Raw genomic sequence first — 24,950 nt, forward strand, 5'->3', positions numbered from 1 at the left:
TCTGGCAATCTGTTTAGTTCACTTTATTTTCTCTGGTTCTTCAGAATTATAATTATTATCTAAGTTAATGCTAAATCCTTTGGCAAATCTAAAGGCGATCTGTGGGAATTTATATATAAAACTTGTTTAAACTTTTTATTTAACCACAAAAGACACAAAAGATTTAGATAATATGTTTAAAGTTTATCATTAAATTGACATAAAAAGAACACATAAGTTTAAAAAAAATCTTTGATTTTTATTCTTTTGAGAGCTTTTATTATCTAATAATAGCTGGAAGAATATCTTTTGTGCCTTTTGTGGTTAAATTTAAAATTAGTTTAAACAGACTTATAACTAAATTCAATTTCATTCGTTTTTTGCTTTTAAAATTCAGAAATTTGCCTTTATGAATATTCAGGAAAATTATAACCATATAAAAAATCAGCTTCCGGAACATGTGCAATTGGTAGCTGTTTCAAAAACGCATCCCGTTTCGGCTATTCAGGAAGTTCATGATCTTGGACAGAGAGTTTTTGGCGAAAATAAAGTTCAGGAACTGATGGAGAAATATCCTCTCCTTCCTAAAGATATCCAGTGGCATTTGATCGGGCATCTTCAGACGAATAAAGTAAAATATATTGCTGAATTTGTGGACACGATCCAAAGTGTAGATTCTGACAAACTATTGTTGGAAATCAATAAAGAAGCAGGAAAACATAATAGGATAATTAAAGTTCTGCTTCAGGTAAAAATCGCTGAAGAGGAAAGCAAGTTCGGATTGGAAATTGAAGAAGCAAAAGATCTGTTCCAAAAATATATCAACGGAGAATATCAAAATATTGAGATCACAGGTTTAATGGGGATGGCAACATTTACCGAAGACGAATCTCAAATAAAAGAGGAATTTTTAAACCTAAAAAGTCTTTTTGACGAATTAAATCAACAAAAACCGTTAAAAACATTATCAATGGGAATGAGTGACGATTTCCCGATAGCCATTGATTGTGGCGCTAATTCCGTAAGAGTAGGATCGGCAATTTTCGGAAGAAGGGATTATTCGAAATAATGTTTTAGGTATAGTTTTTGCTAATAATTCAATCAAAAAAATCTAAATTTGCAACTATGCAAAAAATCCTTATTGTAGAAGACGAAAAAGCAATCTCAGGGGTACTTCACAGTATTCTTTCTGACGAACTAACTGACTATGAATTTGTAATCGCCGAAGACGGGTTGGAAGGTTATAAACAGGTAGAAAAAGAAGATTTCGCACTGGTGATTTCTGATATCAAAATGCCTAAGCTTTCCGGAACTGAACTTTTAAAACAAAGTTTAGCCTTAAAGCCCGATTCCACTTTTATCATGATCTCAGGACACGCGGACATTGATTCTGCGGTTTCCTGTCTGAGAGATGGCGCTTATGATTTCATTTCTAAGCCTATCGACATCAACAGATTGATTACCAGCGTAAAAAATGCGTTAGCCAAAGAAACTTTGAAGAAAGAAAACAAAAATCTTCAAACTGAAAATAAAACATTAAAGAAGAAAGTTAACAAAAAGTATCAAATGATCGGTGAATCCGCTGGTTTGCAGAAGATCCAGGATATGATCGAGAAAGTTGCTGCTTCTGATGCAAGGGTTTTGATTACAGGACCAAACGGTGCAGGAAAAGAACTGGTTGCTCATGCCATTCATAATCAAAGTGACAGAGCAAGAGGTCCGATGGTGGAAGTAAACTGTGCCGCAATTCCTTCAGAATTGATTGAGTCTGAATTATTTGGACACGTAAAAGGTTCTTTTACAGGTGCAATCAAGGATAAGCAAGGAAAATTCGAACAGGCAAACGGAGGTACTATTTTCCTCGATGAAATCGGAGATATGAGCTTAATTGCTCAGGCTAAAGTTTTGAGAGCACTTCAGGAAAGCAAAGTTTCTCCTGTAGGAAGCGATAAGGAGATAAAAGTTGATGTAAGAGTTCTTGCAGCAACCAACAAAAATATGCAGAAGGAAATTGAAGCCGGAAGATTCAGAGAAGACCTTTACCACAGACTTTCTGTGATCGAGATCTATGTACCGCCGTTGGATGAAAGAAAAGAAGATATCAAATTATTGGTAGAACATTTCTCTGGAATGATCGCCGATGAACACGGTACTGCCGTAAAAAAATTCGATGATAAAGCTGTTGATGCGTTAAAAGCACTTTCATGGACAGGGAATATCAGAGAATTGAGAAACGTTGTAGAAAGGCTGATTATTTTAGGAGGAAACACAGTTTCTGCTGAAGACGTTGCAAGTTTTGTAAGGAAGTAATGTAACATTACTCATTATAAATTATAAAAATTGCAGTATCATTTGTTACTGCAATTTTTTTTGTATTAGAACTATATATGAACGATAAACTATTATGAACTTTTTAAATAAAAATTACACGAAAGAATGCCTGACTCTGGCTCTTCCGGTCATGTTGACGCAGGTTGGACAGGTTTCGGTAAATCTTTTCGACAATATTATTGTAGGAAACCTTTTGGGGGCGGATGCACTGGCTTCTGTTTCATTAGGAAATGCAGTATTTTTCTCCATGTTTGTGTTGGCATTAGGATTTTCTTTTGCCATTCCTCCATTGGTTTCTGAAGCACATTCACAAAATGATCACAAAACGATCAATTCAGTTTTCAGTCATGGATTTGTTATTAATATAACGGTGGGTATTTTATTAATGGGTATTTTGCTTTTGGGAATGCCACTACTCTACAAATCGGGTCAGCCAGAAAAAATTATTCCGGATACCGTTGACTTTTTAACGATTATGGCCATCAGTATTGTTCCGTTCATGGCGTTTCAGACTTTAAGAGAGGTTTCTGAAGGGTTATCTTACACGATTGGAGTTACTAAAGCAACCATTATCGCCAACGTAATTAATATTGTTTTAAACTATGTTTTCATTAAAGGTCTCTGGATTTTCCCTGAAATGGGAGTGAAAGGTTCTGCATTAGCCAGTCTGATTGCCAGAATTTTTATGGTGGTATTTCTTTATTTCGTTCTTTTGAATGAGAAGAAAACCCAACAGTATATCAAGGATTTTTCATTAAAGATCCAGATTTTCACCAAAGAAATGTTTGAAAAAATGATCCGATTAGGCTTTCCGACCGCTTTGCAGATGTTTTTTGAAGTAACGGCTTTTGCAGGTGCGGCATTTATTTGCGGATTAATTTCTGCTCATGATATTGCTTCTCACCAGATCGCATTGAGTATGGCTTCATTTACCTTTAATCTCTGCATTGGTTTCAGTGTGGCCTCAACGGTGATGATCGGCCGAAAATTAGGAGAACAGAATTTTGTTGAGCTAAGAAAGATCGGGATCAATAATCTGAAAATTGCGTTTATTTTCATGACGATCTGCGGGATTATTTTCATTTTGGGACGAAATATTCTTCCGACATTCTTTACAAAAAAAGAAGAAATTGAGGTAATTACCTTAGCTTCAAAACTCTTGATTATTGCTGCTTTGTTCCAGCTTTCCGACGGAATCCAGGTAACAGCCTTAGGAATGTTAAGAGGTTTGCAGGATGTGAAAATTCCTTCCATCTATACTTTCATTGCGTATTGGATCATTACAATTCCTTTGGGATATTTGCTTTGTTTCGTCCTGAAAATGGGCGCTTTCGGAATGTGGATCGCATTAGGTTTGGGATTAACGGTTTCCGCCGTGATGCTCGTGAAACGATTTTTGAATATGTCTGCAAAGAGAATTAAACAGAATTTATAATATTGAAAGCGGCTTTTGGGATCGCTTTTTTGCTTGTTTTAAATTTCCAAACCTTTTTAACAGCTTATTGCTTTCATAATATAGTTAATGTATTTTCCGTATGAATTTCAGTTCATTTTTAAATTATTATGAAAAATTATTTTGTCTAGATTCCTACGGAATGACAAAGCGTGAAATCATACTTTACTATTGTAATACCTACAAATTCTAGCCCCGATTGAACGGCATGTTTGAGCTCTTTTCGGGTTTAGGCGGCGGCTTTTAGCCGCCGCCTAAACCCGAAAAAGCGAGTAGTGAAAGCGGGAAATAGCTCCTTAAAATAAATATTCTTCTGAGATTACTTCGTCGCTTCGCTCCTCGCAATGACAAACTATCCTACCCTTTTTCCCAAAATCACCAAAGTTCTTTCCACACCATCCAAAACCGCAACATCACGGAAAACACCCCAATCTTCAAAACCAAAATGCCTGAATAATTTCAGGCTCGGTTCGTTGTGTAAAAAGATGAAACCCAACAATGTTTTCACTCCGAATTTTCCGGCGTTGTCAATGCAGTATTGAAGAACTTTCTTGCCCAATCCTTTTCCACGGCAGCTTTCATCCATGTAGATGCTCATTTCCACGGTTCCGTTGTATGCAGGTCTGCCATAAAATGAAGAAAAACTTACCCAACCCATCGTTTTATTTTTCTGATCCTCGATTATCCAAAGTGGTCGTGTTTCAGCATTATGCTCTTTAAACCATTGCAATCTGCTTTCTACGGAAACAGGCTCTGTATCGGCAGTTACCATTCTTGAAGGGATGGTGGAATTGTAGATTTCAACGATTTTTGGTAAGTCCTCCAGGTTTGCATTCCTGAATTTTATTTCTTCCATTGTATGACAGCATATTTCTGCAAAGATACAGGAAGATTTCTACTGTAGGACAGGAATTATTCTTCGTTATTTTTTTCTTTTTCTTCCAGTTCTTTCAGAGCACGGTTGAGACTTCTCACCGTAATTCCAAGATAGGCAGCCATATCTTCTTTTGAAATTTCCATTTCTTTGGATTTCAGGTCAAGAAGCTGGGATAAAGTATGTTCTGTCGTATGAAGCTGTTGGTAAGATGCTCTGCTCGAAGTATTAACGATACGTTCTGCAAAGACATCAAGCAAAAGATTATTTAAGCCCAAATCATTTTTAATTAATGACTGAAAATAAGGAATCGTCATGGAATATGCTGTAACTTCCGTAATCGCTTCAATGCTGCAAAGACAGGGAACATTTTTAATGACCTCAATTTCACCGACAATTTCGCCTTTTCCTAAAAATTCAACAATATATTCTTTGTCGTTTTCTTCCACGAAATAACATTTGGTAATTCCGTTTTTCACGAGCATTATCTTCGTTGATATTTCATTCTGCGTCAATATTTTATCACCTTTATCGAAAGATTTCAATACAATATTTCCTTTATGATCTTTTTTGCTGTAAAGCTCTTCCAAATAATCTAAAAATGTCTGGTTTGTACGTAACATATCTCGTTGGGGACAAATGTCCTTTTCTGGTTTATTTATTATACTGAATTTTGTCGGCAGAAAATTACAAAATCTAAAATGAATACAATATGAATTCTATTACTACCATTGCTTTTGATGCAGATGATACACTTTGGATTAACGAACCTTATTTTCAGAAGGCTGAAAAAGAATTTTGTACTTTGCTGGAAGACTATCTTCCTCAACATAATGTTTCCCAGGAATTATTTAAAACCGAAATGCAGAATCTCAGTTTGTACGGATATGGCGTAAAAGGTTTCATGCTTTGTATGGTGGAAACCGTTTGCAGGGTTTCAAATAATACGGCATCATTGGAATTAATCAATAAAACGATCGAAATTGGGCATGAACTTCTTCAAAAACCGCTCGAATTGTTAGAAGGAGTTGAAGAAACACTGGAAAATTTAAAAGGAAAATACAGGTTAATTGTTGCTACAAAAGGTGATTTGCTCGATCAGGAACGTAAACTTAAAAAATCCGGACTGCAGAATTATTTTCATCATATCGAAATCATGAGCGACAAAAAAGAAAGCGATTATTTAAAACTCTTAAAGCATTTGGATTGTAAACCGGAGAATTTTTTAATGCTTGGAAATTCAATTAAATCAGATATTTTGCCTGTATTAGAAATCGGAGGATCTGCAGTACATATTCCTTATCATGTGACTTGGGCGCATGAACAGCATGATTTGAATTTGGAGGATGAACGTTTTTTAGAGTTTAAAAGTATTAAAGAAGTTTTGAATTACTTATAAAAAAATCTCGTTCAAAACTGAACGAGATTTTTTTAAAACAATTTATTTTGAACAAAATTCAATATATTTTTTGATTATTTCTGAACTATATTTTTCATTAAAATAAATGAGTTTCTGGAAATAAGGGCGTTTTGTCTCTGTATAAAAATTCAGTTCAGCTACCATTTCAACCAAACGTTTTGAAGATTCATGATCGTCTAAAATAATGATATCTAATTTATTGATTAAAGAATCAATTTCTTTTTGAGTCCAATTTGTTTTTGTATTAAGTAAATTTTCTGTTCCTAAGTATTCTGCGGTGTTTTGCTTATTATTAATGATCATACTGTCTTTCCATTTTTTTTTCCATTCCGTCTGTTTTATAACTTGCTTTTCAAAGAAAATATTCAAATACATTTCCTCATCTAAACGTGAAAACCCACCTACACATCCTTTCAAAATCGATACAGAATCATTACTTTTTCGATAATGTCTGAATAATTTTTCTAAAGATTTTGATTTTTGTCTAAATAGATTAATCATAGCATAATATTTAGGGACGTGATGTCCATTGTAAGCAATATATTCCAATTCCTTATTGCTAGCTGCGTCTCCCATGTTTTCGCCAACTTTATACAAATCGCTTTCATGTCCATCTATACTTATATTTTTACTTTCAGCCCTTTTTGACTGAGATAATTGTTGATACAGTTTATTTACTTTCGGAGACAACTGTCCAAAATATAAAATCGGAATACATGTTAAAAGAATTAATATTTTCGTTTGTTTCATGGTTATTATTATTGTGTATTTAGTTTTTTAGTGATTTTTTAGAGCTCTTTTATTTCTTTATATAAATTTCCCAGTTCCAAGTTATCTTTCCAGCCACCCGATTCTACCATAGAAATAATAATCATCTTTTTGAAATCTTCAAATTGTCTGGTTTCTCCTCTCACAACAGCATTTCCCCATGGAGCTGTGTCTTTAGGAATTACATATTCAACAGCAAATTCATTATAATTTTCCGATTGATATCCAACAATTACAACATAATGTTCATTACTTTTATCATGGTTAAACAAAAGTAGATGAGCATGTGAAGTCAATCCATAAATCTTAGTATTCATAAAGCTTATATTTAAAAATTCCAATACCTTCAACATCGGAGTTCCTATATCTGAAAATGTATCTTCAGGTTTAGGAATAAATTCTTTATAAAATTCTTGAAGTGTTTGTCTATCTTGTTCTGGCCGTCTTACAATTGGCATATTTTCGATTTTAATACAAATAAAAACAAAAAACTCGTCCAAAACTGAACGAGTTTACTATGAATTTATTATTTCTTCAAACATTTCTCCAAGAACTGATCCTGTTCCCAAAGTAAATGCAAGATATTTTCTTTTGCGGCATATCCGTGTGCCTCTTTAGGTAAAAGAACCATTTTTACGGGTGCTCCAAGGTTTTTCAAAGCCTGAAAATATCTTTCTGTCTGCAAGGTGAAAGTTCCTGGGTTGTTATCCGCATCACCATGAATCAATAGCAAAGGAGTCTTCATTTTATCAGCATTCATAAATGGAGACATTGCGTTGTAAATTTCCGGAATATCCCAATAATTCCTTTGTTCGCTTTGGAACCCAAAAGGCGTTAAAGTTCTGTTGTACGCTCCACTTCTCGCAATTCCGCAAGCATAATCTTTAGAATGTGTCAAAAGGTTTGCTGTCATAAAAGCGCCGTAAGAATGTCCTCCCACAGCCACTTTTGTTCTGTCGATGTAGCCTAATTTATCTACCGCATCAATGGCTGCTCTTCCGTTAGCAACCAATTGCGGAATAAAAGTATCATTCGGTTCGGTTTTTCCTTCTCCAATGATCGGGAATGAGGCATCATCCAAAACCGCATATCCTTTTGTCGTCCAATACACGAAAGATCCGTAATATGGGAATGTAAAATCGTTCGGATTTTGTGTATTTTGTCCTGCAGTATTTTTGTCCTTATATTCTGTCGGATACGCCCAAATTAGCAAAGGAAGTTTTTCCGTTTTTGCCTTTCTGTCGTAGGTTGCGGGAAGATAAAGTGTTCCGGTCAAAGTAACTCCGTCATTTCTTTTGTAAGTAATCACTTCTTTGTAAACATCCTTGATACTTTCAAAAGGATTGGCGAAATTAGTTACGGCTTCAGCCTTATTTGATTTTATATTCTTTTTAAAATAATTCGGATATTGACTTGAAGATTGTTCAATTGTTAAAACTTCACCCTTTGAAGGATTCAGAATATCAATAATTTCTTCTTTTGAATTTTTAAGATTTGAAGTGTACAATCTTTTTTTCTTCAACGTTTTCATATCCATTTCGTCGATGAAGGGATGCTGTCCGTCTTTGGTAAAACCTGCTCCGATAAGGTATGACTTTCCTCCTTTCATATCCACCACATATCTTCCGTATTGATTTTTTGTGGTATTAAAATTCCCCGGATCACTGTAAACATCCTGATAATTTCTATCGTCGATTACTTTCGATTCACCATTATTAAGATCAACCAAGAAAGATTTTGTGTTCCTTGTATCATACCAGCCTTCGGAAACGATTGCATAATGATCGTTGGTCCAGCTTACATCTTCATATCTTTGTTTTGTTTTAAAGAAAGACTTTGGCGCATTGTTAAAAGGTGCTTCCCAAGTGAAAATCTCATCTCTGTAATCTGCAGTTTTCGACTGATCTCCACCATCCAAAGCTTCCGCATACACCAAAGTTGCGGGAAGGTCGCTTCTCCAGCCCATATCTCTTTTTCCGGTTCTTACGGAAGAGAAACCTTTTGGCATAATTTCATTAAGCGGGGTTTCATTCACCACTTTTACAACGTTTCCATTATTATCGTAAACTGTTGTTGTCATCGGGAATCTGCCTAAAGGCACGATGTATGAGAAAGGCTTTTTAATGGTTGTCGCCATTAGGTAATTGCCGTCCGGAGAAAAGCTTAAGCCGTAATATAAATCCTGATCCTTCATTTTTTTCAAACCTCCGTTCAAATCAACATTATAAATTTCGGATGCGGTAAGAATCTCAAAATTCTTTTCATCCTGAGGATTTTTCAGTAAGTCTTGATACGTTCTGTTTTGTGAAACTTTTCCGTCTGCTGTAGAAACAATCGGGCCTGTCGGAAGATCTTTACTCGAATCAATTAAAGCCTCTCTGTTTTGCGGAAGCGTTTTGATCAATAAATTTTGAGAATCTTTATTCCAAACATATGGACTTCCTAAGTTGGCATTCAGATTGTCGTTGGTAATTTTCTTTGCTGTTGCCGTTTCCAGATCAACAATCCAAAGCTCTACTCCTTTATTGGTTGTATTGGTAAAAGCTAATTTCTTCTCATCCGGGGAAAATGAAGTATAGGTAATTTTTGGGTTTGATGGTAAATTTTTAACCTGAACTTCTGTTTTGTCATTTAATTTCCTGACCTTTAGATTATTAATATACGTTACAGAACTTGAAATATTCGTTACAGGATTGATTCTCAACCCTCCCAACTTCATTTCCTGCTGGCTGAGATCTTCCAACGTTTTATACGTCGGGCGGTAAGTGAAAACGATCCAGTCCTTTTTACTGTTCATTAAAACGCTTGGAGGTCTTTCATAATCAGCCAATTTTAAAATTTCGGCAGACGGTTTCTGGTAAGTTATACTTTCCTGAGCTTCGTAAAAATTAAGAAACGCAAGAAGGCATATCGTTAGTTTTATCTTCATAATATTTCAATTTTCACGAAATTAAGGAAAATAAAAGAATATTTTAAACTTTAATTAATACGCATTAAAGTGATTTAATTAAATATTTATCTCTATTTCAATTCAATTAAAATATATGGAAAAGTTGGCTCAAACATGAAGAATCTTGATATTTATTTACTCTGAACGGACGGGTCAAAAAAAATAAAGAGCGGTACATTTTACCACTCTTTATTTATATTTAAGAATAATTACCAATCGTTGGCTCTTTTTCTCTTTTCGATCATATAATCTACAGAAATTTTTCCGACACCGAAAACCATTAACATTAGATAAACCGAAAGATAAATCAAGCTCATTTCTTGCTTTTCAAAAGGATCTGTCCCATGAACCACAAAGCCTGCTATGATCATCGTGAAGATCAGGAAACCTAAAGCAACTCTTGAAAACAGCCCTAAAATAAGAAGAATTGAACATACAAACTCTGCGAAAACAGTTAATCCTAAAGATATCTGCGGCCCCAATCCTAAAAAATTAAAGAAGTCGGTCTTCCCGTCCAACAGCATCTGAAGTTTAGGAAATCCGTGTGAAAGCATGGCAAAACCGATAAATACTCTCACTACCAATAATGTAGTATCTTTTAAAACCGAATTAGAATTTGTTGAGCCTGAATAGTTCATTAAATGAGGATTTAAATTTAAAGATAACAAAAATCTTTTAATACAACGGCTAATAAAGACTTTTTAGTCTATCGGTACCCGAAATTTTTCAAATCTCTGTCATTTTTTCTCCAATCTTTTTTCACTTTTACGAAAAGATTCAGGTGAATTTTTTTGTTGAAGAATTTTTCAAGATCAATTCTCGATTCTGTTCCTACTTTTTTAATTGCCTCTCCTTTATGCCCGATAATGATCCCTTTTTGGGTATCTCTTTCAACATAAATAATAGAATCTATAAAAATAATTCCTTCTTTTTCTTTGAACTGTTCTGTCACAACTTCTACCGAATACGGAATTTCCTTTTCATAATTCAATAAGATTTTCTCACGAATTGCCTCATTTACAAAGAATCTTTCCGGCTTATCCGTATATTGATCTTTGTCGTAGTAAGGTGGATTTTCAGGAAGCATAGACTTCAGCTTAGGTAGAATAACATCCGTATTGAAAGCATTTAAAGCAGAAATCGGCAAAATTTCAGCCTTTGGAATTCTTTCGTGCCAGGTTTCTACCAATTTTTCAAGACCTTCCTGGTTGGTCTGGTCTACTTTATTCAATAAAAGTAAAACCGGAACAGGAATTTTATTCAGCTTATCAATTAAAAATTCTGAAGGTTCTGCTTTATCCGTAACGTCTACAATGAACAGGAAAACATCAGCATCCTGCAAAGAATCCTTCACAAAATCCATCATTTTTTCCTGCAAACCGTACTTCGGATCCAGCACTCCCGGAGTGTCTGAAAATACGATCTGTAAATCATCTTCATTATAAATTCCAAAAATTCTGTGGCGTGTTGTCTGGGCCTTTTGGGTAACAATTGCCAGTTTCTCCCCCATCAGTTGATTCAACAAGGTAGATTTTCCGGCATTCGGCTTTCCAACTATATTTACAAATCCTGCTTTGTGCATAAAAATTATATTAGGATTTGCAAAGTTAGTAAACAAAATCGGTCTTTGGAATTAATTGGGAACTTTTACCAACAAAAAAGCCTTTCCTGAAGAAAAGCTTTGTTCTATATTTAAAAATAAAGTCCTTTAAATTGTTCAAATTCCTGAGAAGTGTAATCCGGACAGGCGCCAGGTTTTGAAGTAATGAATGCACCCAAGGCAATTCCCTGTTTTATAATTTCTCCGGGATTATCATCTTTAATTCTTTTCGAAATAAAACCGGCAAGAAAAGCATCCCCGCTTCCCACTGTATCTGCAACTGTTATCGGAACGGCAGAAAAACTGAAATTCTGATCTCCGACAAAATATCGTGCTCCTTCATTTCCTTTGGTTAAAACAATTTCATTGATATTAAAATTTTTCTGAATAAACGCAACGCTTTCTTCTTCACTTGAGTATTCTTCACCCATAAAATCAAGGATTTGCTGCATTTCAGCTTTATTCATTTTAACGATATCAGCCTTTTGTAAAAGTATTTTAATTAATCCGAAATCAATGAACGGTGGCCGGAAATTGACATCAAAAATCTTCAGCTTTGCCAGATCCAGCAACTGGAGCAATGTTTCTTTTGTCTTTTTATTCCGTGCAGACAGGCTTCCAAAAACAAAAGCTTCAGCATTGGAAACCAAATCTTTATCTTCAGACAGAAATTCTATGTGATCCCATGCAACATCGTTTATAATTTCATAAGTTGCCTCATTATGTTCATCAATTTTGCCAATTACGGTACTTGTAGGATAATTTTCGTCAACTTGAATATATTCTGTGGTTATTCCCCAGTTTTTAATCTGATCGGTTAATTTTTTTCCTAACTCATCAGTTCCGATTTTGCTTAACATTTTCACATCAATACCCATTTTATAGACATTGTAAGCTACATTGAAGGGCGCACCTCCTGCTCTTGAACCTTCAGGAAAAATATCCCAAAGAACTTCACCAAAACATACGATATAAGGTTGTTTTTCTATCATCATAAATCTGCTAGCATTTCAATTTATTAAATTACCGAACTTCTTTCCATAAATTTTGCATTGAAAGTCACTCTTTTTCCGTTATTTGTATAGTTCGTAATCTGGTCATCCAATAGTTTCACCGATTCTTTTGCCATGTCTACCAAGGGCTGCTGTACGAATGTTACCTCGGTAGGGAAAAGGTAATACGCTTCCGTTTCATCAAAAGCGACTAATGAAATCTGCTGTGGAACCTGTATATTATGATCAATTAAATATCTTAATCCTGCTATTCCTAATTTGTTGCTTGAAAAATAAATGGCTGTTTTTTTCGAAAGATCAAGATTCTCTTTCAGTTTGGTATGAACTTCTTCCGTAATATTATGAATCCCTATTAAAATTTTTTTGGATAAAACATCAGATTCTGTAATTCTCTTGTCAAAACCGTGCTGTCTGTCCAACAAATGCGGCAGCTCTGTATCGTAACCCACATAAATAATTTCGTCGAAATTCTTTTTAACCAAATGATCACAGATATATTCTGAAATTTCAAAATTATTGATCATCACGCCCGGCAGACTTACATTTTTCAGGTATCTGTCGATGGTTACGATGGGATATTCTTCATTGATTAATTTAATAATCGCTTCATCAGAATCTACAACCGGGGCGATAATCATCCCGTCTACCTGCTGTTCGGAAAATAATTCGGTCAGTTTTTTGAATTTTTCCGGATTTTCGTCGCAACTTCCAATTAAAAGCGTGTATCCCAGCTTCATTGCTTCATCTTCGATACTTCTTGCAATATTAGAGTAAAAGTCATTGGAAATATCGGCTACAATTAAACCTATCAGCTTGCTTTTATTCATTTTCAGGCTTTTAGCAATCTTATTTGGTGTATAATTAATGCTTTTGGCGACTTCCAGAATTCTCTTTTTGGTAGCCTCACTGATGCGGCTTCCTTCTTTCTTGTTGAGGACATAAGAAACCGTCGCCACCGATACTTCTGCTATTCTTGCAATGTCTTTTATAGAAGCTCTTTTCATATTCTTTGACTTTAATGCAAAAATATTTCATAAAAGAAATAAAAAACAATAGTCCTAAATTTTGGCTGTATTAAAAATAATTGTAGCTTCGCGGATTTTTAAATTCAAGAACACAAAATCATATAAATAATTGATTTAAAACAGTTTAAAATATTAAATAAATTTTTATTCTTTCAAATATGAATTTAATATTAACAATTAAGCTGTATCTAAGTCAGGATTCGGTTAAACGTTTTACTCTTTAAAATCGGTTTAAATAAGAAATAATTCATTGTCCTACCGAAATATTTTTTACTTTATGTTGTTAAAACTTATAATTTAGACAAATTTAGATATCCTGATATGGAAATTGATGCAATTCTTGATACAATATATATTCTTCCTGAAACTTCAAAAATAAATTTAACGCAAAATATTACCGAAGTATCACATCCCAAAAACTATTGTCTGATGCAGGCTGATAAAGTTGTCCCTTATGTTTACTTCATCAAAAAAGGAATTGTACGGGCTTACGCTTCAAAAGATGAGAAAGATATTACTTTCTGGTTTGGGAAAGAAAGTGAACCCATAGTTTCAATGAAAAGCTATGTGGAAGATCAGCCCGGTTACGAAAATATAGAACTTCTCGAAGATTGTGAACTGTATAAACTTGAAACGCAGTGCCTCAGAAAGCTATTCGAAGAAGATGTCCATATCGCCAACTGGGGGCGAAAGTTTGCAGAAAGAGAGCTGATGAAAACAGAAGAACTGATTATTTCAAGGCAGTTCAAAACCTCTTTGGAGCGATATAAAGATCTTACGAGAGATAAACCTGATCTTCTTAAACGTGTTCAGCTGGGACACATTGCATCTTATCTGGGAATTACACAGGTGAGCCTGAGCAGAATCCGGGCGGAGATTAAGTGAGAGAGTTAATGAGTTGGAGGGTTTGAGAAAGTTTAGAGTCTGTTTAAATTTAGGATTTACTTTTAACATTAAGAAATTAAGAGTATTTAGCTTAAAAAACTTAATAAAAAACAATTTATTGATTTCTTAACCAAAAAATATCTTAATCAACTGTATTGCTTAATGTTAAGAAAAAGAATAAACAACGTTTATTTAATTTAGAAAAATTAAGAAAGAGCTAAAAAAATTTAAACAGGCTCTAAGAGATTGGGAATTAGGTGGAAATTATTTTCATTTTTTAACAATTGTAAAATTTTAATCTTATTTAAATCCTGACCTTTGCCACAGAAAATCAAAAAAATGAATTGGATTATCTTAATTATTGCGGGATTATTTGAGGTTGCCTTTGCATCGTGCCTGGGAAAAGTAAAAGAAACAAGCGGAACGGCCATGTATTTTTGGTTTGCCGGCTTTTTGATTTCCTTAACGGTAAGCATGCTTCTGCTGATCAAAGCGACCCAAACTTTACCGATCGGGACAGCGTATGCCGTATGGACAGGAATCGGCGCAGTAGGAACTGTTTTAACGGGAATTTTCTTCTTTAAAGATCCTGTAAGTTTCTGGAGAGTTTTCTTTATTGTAACTCTAATCGGCTCTGTCATTGGATTAAAGGCAGTTTCTTCTCACTAAATCAAAATTAAAGATAAATTAATCTTAGAAATAATCTTGTTAAATGCTTTATAACGAAGCCGTTTTCATAGTTTGAAGGCGGCTTTGTATTTCGTGAGAAAATATAAATCATTATCTTTCGATAAAATTATTAACCATGAAAAAAACTTTACTTTTATTATTTACAAGTAGTCTTTTATTTGCTCAAAATACTTCTGAATTATTCAATACAAACTGGTACATCTCACAAATGATTATCGGAGGACAGACAATTGTTACCCCAACAATGGATCAGTCGCTTCAGCCTTCTACATTTATTGCCGGATCCGGTAATTCTGGTTTTAGCTCAAAATATTTTAATGTCGCCGTAATGTCGTTTACATTCTCTACTCTGGATAATTCATTTATAAAGAATAGCTCTGGATGTACATTGGGACAATATGGCGGAAGCAATACGGCAGCTGTACAAGGATATGATCAAAAAAACTGCGATTTTTATGGATATCCTGCTAATGGAAGTGTCTTTAATTATCAGGTTATTCCCAATGGTTCCGGAAAAACATTGATTATTACAGATTCTAATAACGGAAATAAAGTTTATTATAACAATATGTTTTTAGCGACAAAAGAAAATCGTTTTAAAACATCAATTACTTTCCAAAATCCAGTAAAAGAAAGTTTAATAATCGAAAACGTTGAAAATGATCTTACAGTGAAGGTTTTCAATATGCTTGGACAAGTGGTTTATGAAGGAAAAACGGCTGACAAAAAAATAAAAATCGATACCAAAAATTTTTCTAAGGGACAATATATCTTAATGATACAAGGACAACAGTCTCAGAAATTCATTAAAGAATAATTATTTTAACTTAAATAAATAACAAACGTCTCCAAATTTGGAGACGTTTGTTATTTTTTATAGACTACAGGAAGAATTTCATTCACTCTTAACCCGTATTTTTTAATTTCTTCTTCTGGAAAGGTCTGAGAGTAGAAATTGATATCCGTTTCAAAACCTGCTTTTTTCAGGCGATCAAAATAATCCATTCCGTACCAGCGAACGTGATCGTACTGCCCGAAATGTTTCTGACGTTCTTTCGGATCTTTAATCGTGAAATCCTCATACGTTTTTTCCAAAGAATTTTTCATCGGAACCTGTAGAATTCCCCATCCTCCAGGCCTTAAAACTCTGTACAATTCACTCATCGCCTTTGCATCGTCCTCAATATGTTCCAAAACGTGGTTGCAAAACACGATATCAAAACTTTCATCCGCAAAAGGAAGATCCAGAATATCCGCTTTTACATCTACAATCGGAGAAAATAAATCGGCTGAAATATAATCCAGATTCCTCATTCTCTTGAATTTCCTTAAAAATTCCTGTTCCGGAGCAATATGTAAAACCTTATAGTTTTTAATAAAAAAATCGGTCTCATTCTGAAGATACAGCCACATCTGGCGGTGTCTTTCCAAACTTAAAGTTCCGGGAGACAAGGCATTTTCACGCTGGCTTCCGTATCCGTAAGGAAGAAACTTCCGATAATATTTACCGTCAATAGGATCCTGAAATTTGTCACCTTTGAAAAACTGATAAATAAGCGGTCGTGCCCAGATGCTCATTTTAATAAGCAGTGGACGCGGGATTTTATTTAGTAAAAGCTTCGTTACTTTTTTCATTAAAAATCCAATTGGAACGCTTTTTCTTCATCATTTACAATTCCCAATGCATCATAAATGTACTGGAAGGTAGACAGCAATACCGGTTTTCCGTTGATTACCGCTACATCGTGCTCGAAGTGCGCCGAAGGTTTATTATCCAAAGTAGTTACCGTCCAGCCGTCATTATGGAACTTCACTTTTTCAGTTCCAAGGTTGATCATCGGCTCGATGGCGATGGTTAATCCGTCTTTAATCACCTTTCCGCTGCCCTGTCTTCCGTAGTTCGGAACCTGCGGATCTTCATGCATCTGTCTTCCCACACCATGTCCTACAAGCTCTTTTACCACTCCGTATCCTTCTTTCTCGCAGTGGCTCTGGATGGCATAAGAAATATCTCCGATTCTCTTTCCCCTGATGCACTGTGCAATTCCTTTATAAAGAGATTCTTTTGCTACTTTAAGGAGTTTTTTGGTTTCAGGGCTTACTTCTCCAATTTCAAAAGTATAGGCATGATCTCCTACGAAACCATTTAGAACTGCTCCGCAATCTACCGAAAGTACATCACCTTCTTTGATCTCTTCCTTGCTTGGAAAACCGTGAACAACCTGTTCGTTCGGTGAAATACACAAAGAATACGGGAAACCTCCGTATCCTAAAAATGCAGGTTCAGCGCCATGATCTTTGATAAAATCGTGCGCTAATTTATCTAAATACAAAGTGGTAATCCCAGGTTTGATCTCTTTTGCCAACATTCCCAATGTCCTAGAAACCAACTGAGCACTCTGCTTCATCAGACGAAGTTCGTCTATTGTTTTTAATTGAATCATTTTTGTATAGATGTTAGATAGTAGATGTTAGAAGTTAGACTTACAATTTTATAAATATTTTGAATTCTATTTAAACTTCTAATGATCTATATTATCCTGATAAACTTTAAATTAAAAGCAAAATTTTCAAAACTAATTTCTAAAATCCAGCTTCTAATTTCTAATAAAATCTACCAGAAAAGTCCTTTTTTCTTTTCTTTTTTAAGTTTCGAATAGGCTAAAACTTCTTTACCTTCAACACGGAATTCTATTCTTTCCTGAATAATATTGTAGATCTCGCCCCAGCCCGGAAATCCTCCAAGATTTCTATCATCAATGAACCAGTCTGCATCCAGCTTTCTTGATTGATTTTCTGAATCAAAAACCTCTCCTTCAAAACTTGAATTAACAGCATAAAATTCAATCCCGTTACTTTTGCAGAATTCTACAGCTTCATCCAACGTTTTTCCGTGTCTGTACGTCCAAAGAATCAATCGGTACCCTTCTGCCTGAAGTTTTCTTAATGTTTCAAAAGCAAACGTTTTGGTTTTGCCAATTGCCGGATAAGCATCATCAACAATAGTTCCGTCGAAGTCTACAGCAATTTTTTTGTTATTCATCATATTGAATATTTTTTGAAATGCAAAGATACAAAAATAAAAGAGTGCTAAAATACTTAACACTCTTACTTTTTATATTAAAACCAATATAGAATTAGCTTTTTACCCAATTGAACTGAAACTGCAGATCCGGAGTAGAAATTCTGTCCGTAATTTTCTGAAGTCTTGCAGGAAGTTTCATTAAATATTCCTGCGCTTTTTCAGCTTTTTCATTCAAGCCTTTTACGTGCTCTATTTTCCACTCATCCAACAGATCTTTCATAATATTAATATAATCCTGACCTGTATACACCATGCATCTTTGCGCCGCATCCGAGAAATGCCCCCAAAGCTCACCCGCTTTTTGCCCCGACTGTCTCATCATGTGAGCCGGCATCACGATCTTTTTACGCATCATATCTTCAAACGCCAGGATCATTTCCGAAGGATCTATTTCTAAAATTCTTGCTACGAAATACTTGTATGCTTTTGCGTGTCTTGCTTCATCTGCCGCAATTACCCCACACATTTTTGCTAATTTTCCGTTTCCGGTTTGTTTTGCCAATGTCCCTACTCTTCTGTGAGAAATATTGGTCGCCGTTTCCTGAAAACTTGTGTAAACGAAGTTTCTGTAAGGATCCATACTTGTTCCCAAGTCGAAACCATCATTAATTAAATATTGAGTAGTGACTTCCATCTCTCTCATATTCACCCTCCCACACAGATAAAGGTATTTTCCTAAAAGGTCTCCGTGTCTGTTTTCTTCAGCGGTCCACGCTCTTACCCAGTTTGCCCAGCCTATTTCTTTCTGCTCCTGGTCTACTCCATCTACTCCCATCAGCCAGGATTCGTAAGACGGTAAAGCTTCTTCTGTAATACAGTCACCGATTAATGTTACAAATAAATCGTAAGGCATTTCACGTGCGAAAGTCTGAATTTCTTCTAAATCATACTTAAAATCAGCACTTGAAGGATCCGGAAGATAATCAGAAGGTTGCCATATTTTCTCGATTGGTGTTAAAAACTTATCCAGAAAAGAACCGACTTCCTTTTCTAAAATTCCCATTACTTCTTTCCTTACGAGCTTTTGATACATTTTTAGAATTTAGATTATAATTTGCAAAGATATGATTATTTTATTATTTAAGGCATAGCAATAAGTATGCCTGACATAAATCATAAAAAATTGCCGTCATTAAAGTTATAACGGCAATTTTCATTTAATAGTATTTCATCTTAGCTCACTAAGATATCTCCTGTCATTACTTCGGGCGCATCCACTCCCATTACTTTAAGAATTGTCGGAGCTACGTCTCCTAATTTTCCGGGTTTAAGATTCCATGTACGATCTTTATCCATCACAATAAACGGAACAAGATTCGTTGAATGCTGTGTATTCGGTGTTCCGTCTGCATTGATCATGACATCAGAATTTCCATGGTCTGCAAGGATGAAAACTGCATAGCCGTTTTCGTAGGCCGTTGTTGCCACTTTTTCGATACAGCTGTCAACAACTTCTGCCGCCTTTACTGCCGCTGAAAAAACGCCCGTATGTCCCACCATATCTGTATTGGCAAAATTTAAACAAACAAAATCTGCTGTTCCGTTTTGCAATTCAGGAACGATTGCGTTTGTGATATCGTAAGCAGACATTTCAGGCTTTAAATCGTAAGTAGGCACATCTTTCGGGCTCGGACAAAGCAATCTTCTTTCTCCCACAAATTCTGCTTCTCTTCCACCTGAAAAGAAAAACGTAACGTGAGGATATTTTTCAGTTTCGGCAATTCTGATCTGTGTTTTATGATTTCTTTCTAGAATTTCGCCCATCGTTTCGTGCAATACCTCTTCATCAAAAACAACGTGTACATTCTGGAAAGTTTTATCGTAATTCGTTAAAGTAACATAATACAACGGCAATTTTCTCATGAAATACTCAGGATTATCATGCTGGGAAAGCACTTCCGTAATCTCTCTACCTCTGTCTGTACGGAAATTGAAGCAGATTACGACATCATGATCCGTAATCTTTGCAACAGGAACCACATTTCCAATCTGTGTAGAATCGATCATAATGATAGGCTTAATAAATTCGTCCGTTACATTATTATCATAAGATCTCTGGATCGAAAGCAAAGCGTCTGTAGATTGTTCGCCAACCCCTTCCACCATTGCATCGTAAGCCAGTTTTACACGCTCCCATCTTTTATCTCTGTCCATTGCATAGTATCTTCCGACAATGGTTGCCAGTTTTCCGACGGTTGTCTCCATGTGGTTTTGAAGTTCTTCGATAAAACCTTTTCCTGAATGCGGATCGCAGTCACGGCCATCTGTAAAAGCATGAACAAAGACGTTCTCTTCCAACCCAAATTCATGGGCTGCCGTTAAAAGACCTTTCAAATGATTGATATGGGAGTGTACCCCACCGTTTGAAACCAAACCGATGAAATGTACTTTTTTGTTTTCTTTTTTAGCATATTCAAACGCATCCTGAATGACCTTCTGCTGGCCTAATGAACCGTTTTCAACCGCCATATTCAGCTTAACCAGATTTTGATACACTACTCTTCCTGCTCCCAAGTTCATATGTCCCACTTCGGAATTTCCCATCTGTCCGGCAGGCAATCCCACAGCTAAACCACTTGCTTCCAGTGTTGTATGCGGAAAATTTTTAAGGCAGTTATCTATAAATGGTGTGTTTGCTTTATCAATTGCTGAAACGTCCGGATTCATTCCCAATCCCCATCCGTCAAGGATCGCTAGTATTGCTTTTTTCGACATTATGTATAAACTTTTATACTACAAATTTATTTAATTTGAAATGAATGGAAGAATTGGCGGACTTAAATTTTAAACAAGTTTAAAATTTTTATTAACCACAAAAGACACAAAAGATTTAGATAATGTGTTTAAAGTTTATCATTAAACTGACGAAAAGAGCACATAAGTTTTAAAAAAATCTTTGATTTTTATCCTTTTGAGAGCCTTTATTATCTAATAAATAATAGCTGGAAGAATATCTTTTGTGACTTTTGTGGTTAAATTTAAAATTAGTTTAAACAAACTTTTTGTTTAAATTCTTCATTTTCTTTTGTCTTGAAACAAAAAATAAAAATTCAAGACCTGGAAACTCCGGCTAAAAACTGAAAGATAATCCTAAAATTTCCAAAACTCACACAAATTTGTATGAGGTCTTCGGCTCTAAATTTTATACAGACTTTTAAAACTTAAAAATGGTATCATTATAAACTTCCATCACCCATCTTCCAACTTCCAGCCTTTAAACCAGGTGAACTATTTCTTCAACCTCAAATATTTTATTAATTTTGCTTTATGGATTTAAGAGATCAACTGAAAAACCTTTTTCCTGATCATGAAGAGCAGGATTTTGAGATGCCTGAAGAACAGTTCAAGCAGAAAGAACCTTTGGTATGCAAGTTTGAGAAAAAAGGCAGAAACGGAAAACCGGTAACGATTGTTGAAGGCTGGGAAGGCAGCGAGGAAGAACTTAAGAAAATCTCAAAAAAAATAAAAACCACCTTGGGAATCGGCGGTTCAGAAAAGGATGGGACGATTATCATTCAAGGGGATAATCGTGATAAGATTATGGATATCCTTAAAGAAATGGGGTATAAAACTAAGAGAGTTGGCGGATAGTTTTTATATTGAATAAACCTTGTTTTAATTAAATCTCTAATATTTTAAACGTTAAGGTCACAAAGTTTTTTAATTAAACGAAAATATTTTTCGGCCGCAAAGGCACTTCGCTCAGCAAGTGATAACGGAAGCCTTGCGGATCTTGTATTATAATATTTTTAATTTTAAAAATAAATCTGTGTCTGCGGCATGATTGTTTTTAATCTTTCAATGGTTGATCTTTCCATGGGATTGCCCGTTAATATTAATGTTTTAAGATTCTTCAGTTGTGAAAATTCGGCTGGAAGATCTTTTAAATTATTATTGGCTAAATTGATGCTGACTACATTTTTCAAACCTCTTACTTTGGACGAGATTTCTCTGATATTGTTCTGGCTTGCATTTAAAAATTCAAGACTTTTCAAATGAAAAAGCTTTTCAGGAAGTGCTGCAATGGAATTTTGCTGCAGTTCCAAGTATTTTAACTGTTTAGGAAATTCTAAGTTTCCCAAATCGTTAATCTGATTGGCTGAAAGATTTAATGATCTTAAATTTTTAATCTGATCCAGATCTTTGGCGATAAAACTAATCTGATTTCCCTGCAAATTAATTTCCTCCAACGTCGGAATCTGTAATAAAGCATCTGGAAAAACGTTCAGGTTGTTGGCATCAAGATGAATTACCTTTAATTTCTTTAGTTTTGCCAAGTTTGGATTAACGCTTGTTAAGCTATTTAAATTTATTGAAAAACTTTCCAGTTTCTGAAGTTCCGCAATTTCGTCGGGAATATATTTAATGCTGTTTTCGTTGATATTTAAAATCGTCAATTCTTTTAATGCAAAAATTGACTCATCCATTTTTTCCAGCTTATTTTCCATTAAATTCAGAAAGAAAATAGAATTTAATTTTTGAATTTCCTTGGGGAGATTAAACATTTTTTTTCCTCTGAAACTCATGCTGTAGACGGTTTTTCCGCTTTTCAGAGCATCATCAACGTTGGTATATGTAGGATATTTCACCGGATCGATCTGGGCTTTTGCCTGCGAAAGAATTAATAATGAAATAGAAAAAAATAGCTTTTTCATAAAAATAAAAAACTACCGGCAACACAAGTATTACCGGCAGTAGTGTAAATATTAATAGTTTATTTTTTTAATAGCTTTACCGTTTGCTGGAATCCTCCTTCCGCTTCGATATTTAAAACCAATACTCTTGAAGCCTCAAGCTGTTTCGTAAAATCCAAATCCAGAGATTTGTTTGTTCCAGAGTATTTCTGGTTGAAAACGATTTTACCGTCGATGCTGTAAGCCGTTACCATGATGTTTTTCAATCCTTTTGGAGAATTGATCTTTACCAATCCTGAAGTCGGGTTTGGTGCAACTGTTACGGTATTTTCAGCATGAGTTTCAATAGTTCCCAATGTTCCTGTTGTACCTAAATTATTTTTAAGAGCTACTACGATCGTTGCAGACTTTCCTCTGTAATCAATTGTATTTCCTGTTGCATCAATGTCGGTGGAAATTGTAGAATCAGGATGCTGAATAGAAAAGAATCCGAATTTGTGATCCGGGGTAAAGGTAAGACCAGTTGGCTCAGATCCTGCAGGCATAGAGGCGAATAATCTCACCTTTGGATTTGCCTGAGTGTGATCCGGAGCAATTACCCAAATGTAATTTTTACCACCATCCTGAAGAACCCAAAGGTTACCAAGCTCATCGAAAGTAAGATTATCATTTCCATCTCCCCAAGCTTCAGTTTTTGTTCCCTGAGAGGTCTCAAATGAATAGTTTGTTGTAAGACCTCCTACGAAAGTTTCGACGTTTGAAGCCGTAGTTCCGTTATCCTGTAATCGATAAACTTTATTCAAACCTTTTGCTGTAAAATAAATTTTTCCATCAAGCGGACTGATATCAACATCTTCGATTCCGTTAAAAGAAGTACCACCCAAAGATTGAGCCAAGGCTGTAGTATTATTTTGGTCAGCTTTTGTTTTATTAGGAACCTGAATCCAGGTTGCAGTCGTTGCCACAGGATCTCCATTGCTTAATCCCTGATCTAATTTTAATACATAAAGATTTCCAGACGAAAGGTTATTCGGGGTATCCATCACATATTTGTAAACCATGTGCGTTCCGCCGTCTTCGCCATAATAAGCTGTAGTTCCCGCATTATTGATCACAACGTTTTCGTGATTCATAATACCCATCTGCCAAAGCTTTCCTTTAGATCCATCTGCGTTTTGAGAGATTACCTCAGCTGTTGCAGGATTGATTTCTACCAACCAACCGTAATCTTTCATTCCGTCTGCATTCACATCATTTGACGTTACAGATTCTTCAGCCGTAACTACCGTTCCCCAAGGTGTAATACCTCCTGAACAGTTTCTGATGGTCTGAACCAAGCTCGGAGCCGAGAAGCTTACCGCTCTTGATCTCGTCAGTTGCCAAAGTTTTGTTGTAGCGTTATAATTAACTTCCGCCATGGTAACACCTCCAGGGTTTGTCTCATGGTTTACAGAAAGATATCCGTCTGTGCTGCTTGAATTTTTAGCAACATATGCTGTAAAGTCGTTTTGTCCACCTACTAAACCTCCGCCTTCAGTATAGTTATCTCCTTCTTTAAGGATCAACTGATATTTATGTTCTGTAGGAATGATTAATTTACCCGTCTGAGCAGTTGGTACGATAGAAGTAAAGCAGCTGATATGATTGGCGTTGCAAGGAACCGGCGTTACCGTTGAAGTAGTTTTAAGATATGCATCGATTCTTAAGTCCGAACTTGAAGCTCCTCTGTTGTGCAATTCGATAGAAATTCTGTTGTTTCCGTTTACGAATTTAGATTTTGGGATTGAAAAAACATTATAAACACTTTCTGCCGCTCCATCGATTGTAGTACTTGACCAAGTATTGAAATCAATGGATCCCGCAGGCATATTGTCTCTTACAACTTCTTCTCCGTTAAGATAAACAACGATACCATCGTCTCTCATAACGCCTAATTCCATCGTTGTAGAAAGATCGTTTAAGTTTACTGTAAAGTCTTTAGCAAAATAAGCTGTTACAAGACCCGTAGCCGTAGTAGTTGTCACCGGGTCACCGTAGCCAAGAGGTCCGTTTCCTTGTGACCATGTGGTAACATCATAAGTAGCATCCTTCCATTGTGCCGCCAGAGCGGTATTATTGTCGTTATACTTCCAAGAAGAATTCTTGTTGAAAATAAAAGTCTGAGCGTTTAATAACGAACCCGTGACCATTGCAAGAGCTGCAACTGTAAGTAGTTTTCTTTTCATTATAAATTTTCGATTTAT

24 protein-coding genes are annotated in these 24,950 nt (G+C 35.3%); 8 read left to right on the forward strand and 16 right to left on the reverse strand.

The features are described 5' to 3' along the window. Nucleotides 1-388 precede the first annotated feature (388 nt). The 3 genes from BUA89_RS14115 (at nucleotide 389) to BUA89_RS14125 (ending at nucleotide 3,745) form a co-directional block, all read left to right on the forward strand. Complete coding sequence (locus BUA89_RS14115) at nucleotides 389-1,048, forward strand: YggS family pyridoxal phosphate-dependent enzyme (protein WP_072959172.1); 660 nt, start codon at nucleotides 389-391, stop codon at nucleotides 1,046-1,048. A 56-nt stretch (nucleotides 1,049-1,104) separates the two neighbouring features. Continuing rightward, nucleotides 1,105-2,289, forward strand: a complete 1,185-nt coding sequence (locus BUA89_RS14120; protein ID WP_072959176.1) for a sigma-54-dependent transcriptional regulator — start codon at nucleotides 1,105-1,107, stop codon at nucleotides 2,287-2,289. Between the two features lie 94 nt (nucleotides 2,290-2,383). Next, nucleotides 2,384-3,745 carry an MATE family efflux transporter gene (locus BUA89_RS14125; RefSeq protein ID WP_072959179.1) on the forward strand — a complete coding sequence of 454 codons (1,362 nt, stop codon included), beginning with the start codon at nucleotides 2,384-2,386 and terminating at the stop codon, nucleotides 3,743-3,745. Nucleotides 3,746-4,115: 370 nt separating this feature from the next. On the opposite strand, the gene BUA89_RS14130 is transcribed toward BUA89_RS14125, so the two are convergent. Together BUA89_RS14130 and BUA89_RS14135 are read right to left on the reverse strand one after the other, a co-directional pair. Next, nucleotides 4,116-4,619: a GNAT family N-acetyltransferase gene (locus tag BUA89_RS14130; RefSeq protein ID WP_083531686.1), complete on the reverse strand. Its 504-nt coding sequence runs from the start codon at nucleotides 4,617-4,619 to the stop codon at nucleotides 4,116-4,118. A 56-nt stretch (nucleotides 4,620-4,675) separates the two neighbouring features. Beyond that, the gene (locus tag BUA89_RS14135) at nucleotides 4,676-5,260 is read right to left on the reverse strand and encodes a Crp/Fnr family transcriptional regulator (RefSeq protein WP_072959182.1); all 585 of its coding nucleotides are present in this window, start codon (nucleotides 5,258-5,260) and stop codon (nucleotides 4,676-4,678) included. Between the two features lie 89 nt (nucleotides 5,261-5,349). On the opposite strand from BUA89_RS14135, the gene BUA89_RS14140 reads away from it, so the two are divergent. Beyond that, nucleotides 5,350-6,036, forward strand: a complete 687-nt coding sequence (locus BUA89_RS14140; protein ID WP_072959185.1) for an HAD family hydrolase — start codon at nucleotides 5,350-5,352, stop codon at nucleotides 6,034-6,036. A 42-nt stretch (nucleotides 6,037-6,078) separates the two neighbouring features. On the opposite strand, the gene BUA89_RS14145 is transcribed toward BUA89_RS14140, so the two are convergent. The 7 genes from BUA89_RS14145 to BUA89_RS14175 all read right to left on the reverse strand — a co-directional run bounded on the left by BUA89_RS14145 (nucleotide 6,079) and on the right by BUA89_RS14175 (nucleotide 13,392). After that, nucleotides 6,079-6,807 (reverse strand): hypothetical protein, encoded by a 729-nt coding sequence (locus tag BUA89_RS14145; RefSeq protein WP_072959188.1) that lies wholly within the window; start codon nucleotides 6,805-6,807, stop codon nucleotides 6,079-6,081. Between the two features lie 38 nt (nucleotides 6,808-6,845). Beyond that, the gene (locus BUA89_RS14150) at nucleotides 6,846-7,283 is read right to left on the reverse strand and encodes a hypothetical protein (RefSeq protein WP_072959191.1); all 438 of its coding nucleotides are present in this window, start codon (nucleotides 7,281-7,283) and stop codon (nucleotides 6,846-6,848) included. A 68-nt stretch (nucleotides 7,284-7,351) separates the two neighbouring features. Continuing rightward, the gene (locus BUA89_RS14155) at nucleotides 7,352-9,754 is read right to left on the reverse strand and encodes an alpha/beta hydrolase family protein (RefSeq protein ID WP_072959194.1); all 2,403 of its coding nucleotides are present in this window, start codon (nucleotides 9,752-9,754) and stop codon (nucleotides 7,352-7,354) included. A 230-nt stretch (nucleotides 9,755-9,984) separates the two neighbouring features. Further along, nucleotides 9,985-10,413 (reverse strand): DoxX family protein, encoded by a 429-nt coding sequence (locus BUA89_RS14160; protein WP_072959199.1) that lies wholly within the window; start codon nucleotides 10,411-10,413, stop codon nucleotides 9,985-9,987. Between the two features lie 68 nt (nucleotides 10,414-10,481). Continuing rightward, nucleotides 10,482-11,357 (reverse strand): GTPase Era, encoded by an 876-nt coding sequence (gene era / locus BUA89_RS14165; RefSeq protein WP_072959202.1) that lies wholly within the window; start codon nucleotides 11,355-11,357, stop codon nucleotides 10,482-10,484. Between the two features lie 110 nt (nucleotides 11,358-11,467). Then, entirely contained in the window at nucleotides 11,468-12,370 is a 903-nt protein-coding gene (locus BUA89_RS14170) for a carbohydrate kinase family protein (protein ID WP_228420562.1), read from the reverse strand. 23 nt (nucleotides 12,371-12,393) lie between these two features. Continuing rightward, nucleotides 12,394-13,392 (reverse strand): LacI family DNA-binding transcriptional regulator, encoded by a 999-nt coding sequence (locus BUA89_RS14175; protein ID WP_072959209.1) that lies wholly within the window; start codon nucleotides 13,390-13,392, stop codon nucleotides 12,394-12,396. 342 nt (nucleotides 13,393-13,734) lie between these two features. Here BUA89_RS14175 and BUA89_RS14180 point away from each other — a divergent pair, with 342 nt between their 5' ends. The 3 genes from BUA89_RS14180 (at nucleotide 13,735) to BUA89_RS14190 (ending at nucleotide 15,805) form a co-directional block, all read left to right on the forward strand. After that, nucleotides 13,735-14,298: a Crp/Fnr family transcriptional regulator gene (locus tag BUA89_RS14180; RefSeq protein ID WP_072959212.1), complete on the forward strand. Its 564-nt coding sequence runs from the start codon at nucleotides 13,735-13,737 to the stop codon at nucleotides 14,296-14,298. A 339-nt stretch (nucleotides 14,299-14,637) separates the two neighbouring features. Continuing rightward, nucleotides 14,638-14,967, forward strand: coding sequence for a DMT family transporter (locus BUA89_RS14185; RefSeq protein ID WP_072959215.1), 330 nt, complete (start codon nucleotides 14,638-14,640; stop codon nucleotides 14,965-14,967). A gap of 136 nt (nucleotides 14,968-15,103) precedes the next feature. Beyond that, the gene (locus tag BUA89_RS14190) at nucleotides 15,104-15,805 is read left to right on the forward strand and encodes a T9SS type A sorting domain-containing protein (protein WP_072959218.1); all 702 of its coding nucleotides are present in this window, start codon (nucleotides 15,104-15,106) and stop codon (nucleotides 15,803-15,805) included. A 50-nt stretch (nucleotides 15,806-15,855) separates the two neighbouring features. On the opposite strand, the gene BUA89_RS14195 is transcribed toward BUA89_RS14190, so the two are convergent. The 5 genes from BUA89_RS14195 to gpmI form a co-directional block, all read right to left on the reverse strand. Beyond that, the gene (locus BUA89_RS14195) at nucleotides 15,856-16,623 is read right to left on the reverse strand and encodes a class I SAM-dependent methyltransferase (RefSeq protein WP_072959221.1); all 768 of its coding nucleotides are present in this window, start codon (nucleotides 16,621-16,623) and stop codon (nucleotides 15,856-15,858) included. Then, a complete protein-coding gene (gene map, locus BUA89_RS14200; RefSeq protein ID WP_072959224.1) occupies nucleotides 16,623-17,432 on the reverse strand; it encodes a type I methionyl aminopeptidase in 810 nt (269 codons plus the stop codon). Before map ends, BUA89_RS14195 begins: the two co-directional genes overlap by 1 nt. Nucleotides 17,433-17,602: 170 nt before the next feature. Beyond that, nucleotides 17,603-18,034 (reverse strand): BT0820 family HAD-type phosphatase, encoded by a 432-nt coding sequence (locus BUA89_RS14205; protein WP_072959227.1) that lies wholly within the window; start codon nucleotides 18,032-18,034, stop codon nucleotides 17,603-17,605. Between the two features lie 91 nt (nucleotides 18,035-18,125). After that, complete coding sequence (locus BUA89_RS14210; RefSeq protein ID WP_072959231.1) at nucleotides 18,126-19,106, reverse strand: acyl-ACP desaturase; 981 nt, start codon at nucleotides 19,104-19,106, stop codon at nucleotides 18,126-18,128. 140 nt (nucleotides 19,107-19,246) lie between these two features. After that, entirely contained in the window at nucleotides 19,247-20,788 is a 1,542-nt protein-coding gene (gene gpmI, locus BUA89_RS14215; RefSeq protein ID WP_072959236.1) for a 2,3-bisphosphoglycerate-independent phosphoglycerate mutase, read from the reverse strand. Between the two features lie 552 nt (nucleotides 20,789-21,340). On the opposite strand from gpmI, the gene BUA89_RS14220 reads away from it, so the two are divergent. Next, nucleotides 21,341-21,664 (forward strand): translation initiation factor, encoded by a 324-nt coding sequence (locus tag BUA89_RS14220; protein ID WP_072959239.1) that lies wholly within the window; start codon nucleotides 21,341-21,343, stop codon nucleotides 21,662-21,664. A 164-nt stretch (nucleotides 21,665-21,828) separates the two neighbouring features. Here the strand turns inward: BUA89_RS14220 and BUA89_RS14225 are convergent, their stop codons facing one another. Both BUA89_RS14225 and BUA89_RS14230 read right to left on the reverse strand, forming a co-directional pair. Next, nucleotides 21,829-22,728 carry a leucine-rich repeat domain-containing protein gene (locus BUA89_RS14225; RefSeq protein WP_072959242.1) on the reverse strand — a complete coding sequence of 300 codons (900 nt, stop codon included), beginning with the start codon at nucleotides 22,726-22,728 and terminating at the stop codon, nucleotides 21,829-21,831. A 59-nt stretch (nucleotides 22,729-22,787) separates the two neighbouring features. Continuing rightward, nucleotides 22,788-24,932, reverse strand: coding sequence for a PhoX family protein (locus BUA89_RS14230; protein ID WP_072959245.1), 2,145 nt, complete (start codon nucleotides 24,930-24,932; stop codon nucleotides 22,788-22,790). Nucleotides 24,933-24,950: the final 18 nt, after the last annotated feature.

It is taken from the genome of Chryseobacterium arachidis (assembly GCF_900129245.1).
Taxonomy (GTDB): Bacteria; Bacteroidota; Bacteroidia; order Flavobacteriales; family Weeksellaceae; genus Chryseobacterium; species Chryseobacterium arachidis.

What these genes read in the sequence shown, in the direction of transcription:
- BUA89_RS14195 (WP_072959221.1), bottom strand. Translation starts at nt 16,623, where the DNA reads ATGAAAAAAGTAACGAAGCTTTTACTAAATAAAATCCCGCGTCCACTG.
- era (WP_072959202.1), bottom strand. Translation starts at nt 11,357, where the DNA reads ATGCACAAAGCAGGATTTGTAAATATAGTTGGAAAGCCGAATGCCGGA.
- BUA89_RS14210 (WP_072959231.1), bottom strand. Translation starts at nt 19,106, where the DNA reads ATGTATCAAAAGCTCGTAAGGAAAGAAGTAATGGGAATTTTAGAAAAG.
- BUA89_RS14155 (WP_072959194.1), bottom strand. Translation starts at nt 9,754, where the DNA reads ATGAAGATAAAACTAACGATATGCCTTCTTGCGTTTCTTAATTTTTAC.
- BUA89_RS14185 (WP_072959215.1), top strand. Translation starts at nt 14,638, where the DNA reads ATGAATTGGATTATCTTAATTATTGCGGGATTATTTGAGGTTGCCTTT.
- BUA89_RS14220 (WP_072959239.1), top strand. Translation starts at nt 21,341, where the DNA reads ATGGATTTAAGAGATCAACTGAAAAACCTTTTTCCTGATCATGAAGAG.
- BUA89_RS14135 (WP_072959182.1), bottom strand. Translation starts at nt 5,260, where the DNA reads ATGTTACGTACAAACCAGACATTTTTAGATTATTTGGAAGAGCTTTAC.
- BUA89_RS14190 (WP_072959218.1), top strand. Translation starts at nt 15,104, where the DNA reads ATGAAAAAAACTTTACTTTTATTATTTACAAGTAGTCTTTTATTTGCT.
- BUA89_RS14150 (WP_072959191.1), bottom strand. Translation starts at nt 7,283, where the DNA reads ATGCCAATTGTAAGACGGCCAGAACAAGATAGACAAACACTTCAAGAA.
- BUA89_RS14125 (WP_072959179.1), top strand. Translation starts at nt 2,384, where the DNA reads ATGAACTTTTTAAATAAAAATTACACGAAAGAATGCCTGACTCTGGCT.
- BUA89_RS14205 (WP_072959227.1), bottom strand. Translation starts at nt 18,034, where the DNA reads ATGATGAATAACAAAAAAATTGCTGTAGACTTCGACGGAACTATTGTT.
- BUA89_RS14225 (WP_072959242.1), bottom strand. Translation starts at nt 22,728, where the DNA reads ATGAAAAAGCTATTTTTTTCTATTTCATTATTAATTCTTTCGCAGGCA.
- BUA89_RS14230 (WP_072959245.1), bottom strand. Translation starts at nt 24,932, where the DNA reads ATGAAAAGAAAACTACTTACAGTTGCAGCTCTTGCAATGGTCACGGGT.
- BUA89_RS14175 (WP_072959209.1), bottom strand. Translation starts at nt 13,392, where the DNA reads ATGAAAAGAGCTTCTATAAAAGACATTGCAAGAATAGCAGAAGTATCG.
- BUA89_RS14130 (WP_083531686.1), bottom strand. Translation starts at nt 4,619, where the DNA reads ATGGAAGAAATAAAATTCAGGAATGCAAACCTGGAGGACTTACCAAAA.
- BUA89_RS14115 (WP_072959172.1), top strand. Translation starts at nt 389, where the DNA reads ATGAATATTCAGGAAAATTATAACCATATAAAAAATCAGCTTCCGGAA.
- BUA89_RS14180 (WP_072959212.1), top strand. Translation starts at nt 13,735, where the DNA reads ATGGAAATTGATGCAATTCTTGATACAATATATATTCTTCCTGAAACT.
- map (WP_072959224.1), bottom strand. Translation starts at nt 17,432, where the DNA reads ATGATTCAATTAAAAACAATAGACGAACTTCGTCTGATGAAGCAGAGT.
- BUA89_RS14145 (WP_072959188.1), bottom strand. Translation starts at nt 6,807, where the DNA reads ATGAAACAAACGAAAATATTAATTCTTTTAACATGTATTCCGATTTTA.
- BUA89_RS14160 (WP_072959199.1), bottom strand. Translation starts at nt 10,413, where the DNA reads ATGAACTATTCAGGCTCAACAAATTCTAATTCGGTTTTAAAAGATACT.
- gpmI (WP_072959236.1), bottom strand. Translation starts at nt 20,788, where the DNA reads ATGTCGAAAAAAGCAATACTAGCGATCCTTGACGGATGGGGATTGGGA.
- BUA89_RS14120 (WP_072959176.1), top strand. Translation starts at nt 1,105, where the DNA reads ATGCAAAAAATCCTTATTGTAGAAGACGAAAAAGCAATCTCAGGGGTA.
- BUA89_RS14170 (WP_228420562.1), bottom strand. Translation starts at nt 12,370, where the DNA reads ATGATGATAGAAAAACAACCTTATATCGTATGTTTTGGTGAAGTTCTT.
- BUA89_RS14140 (WP_072959185.1), top strand. Translation starts at nt 5,350, where the DNA reads ATGAATTCTATTACTACCATTGCTTTTGATGCAGATGATACACTTTGG.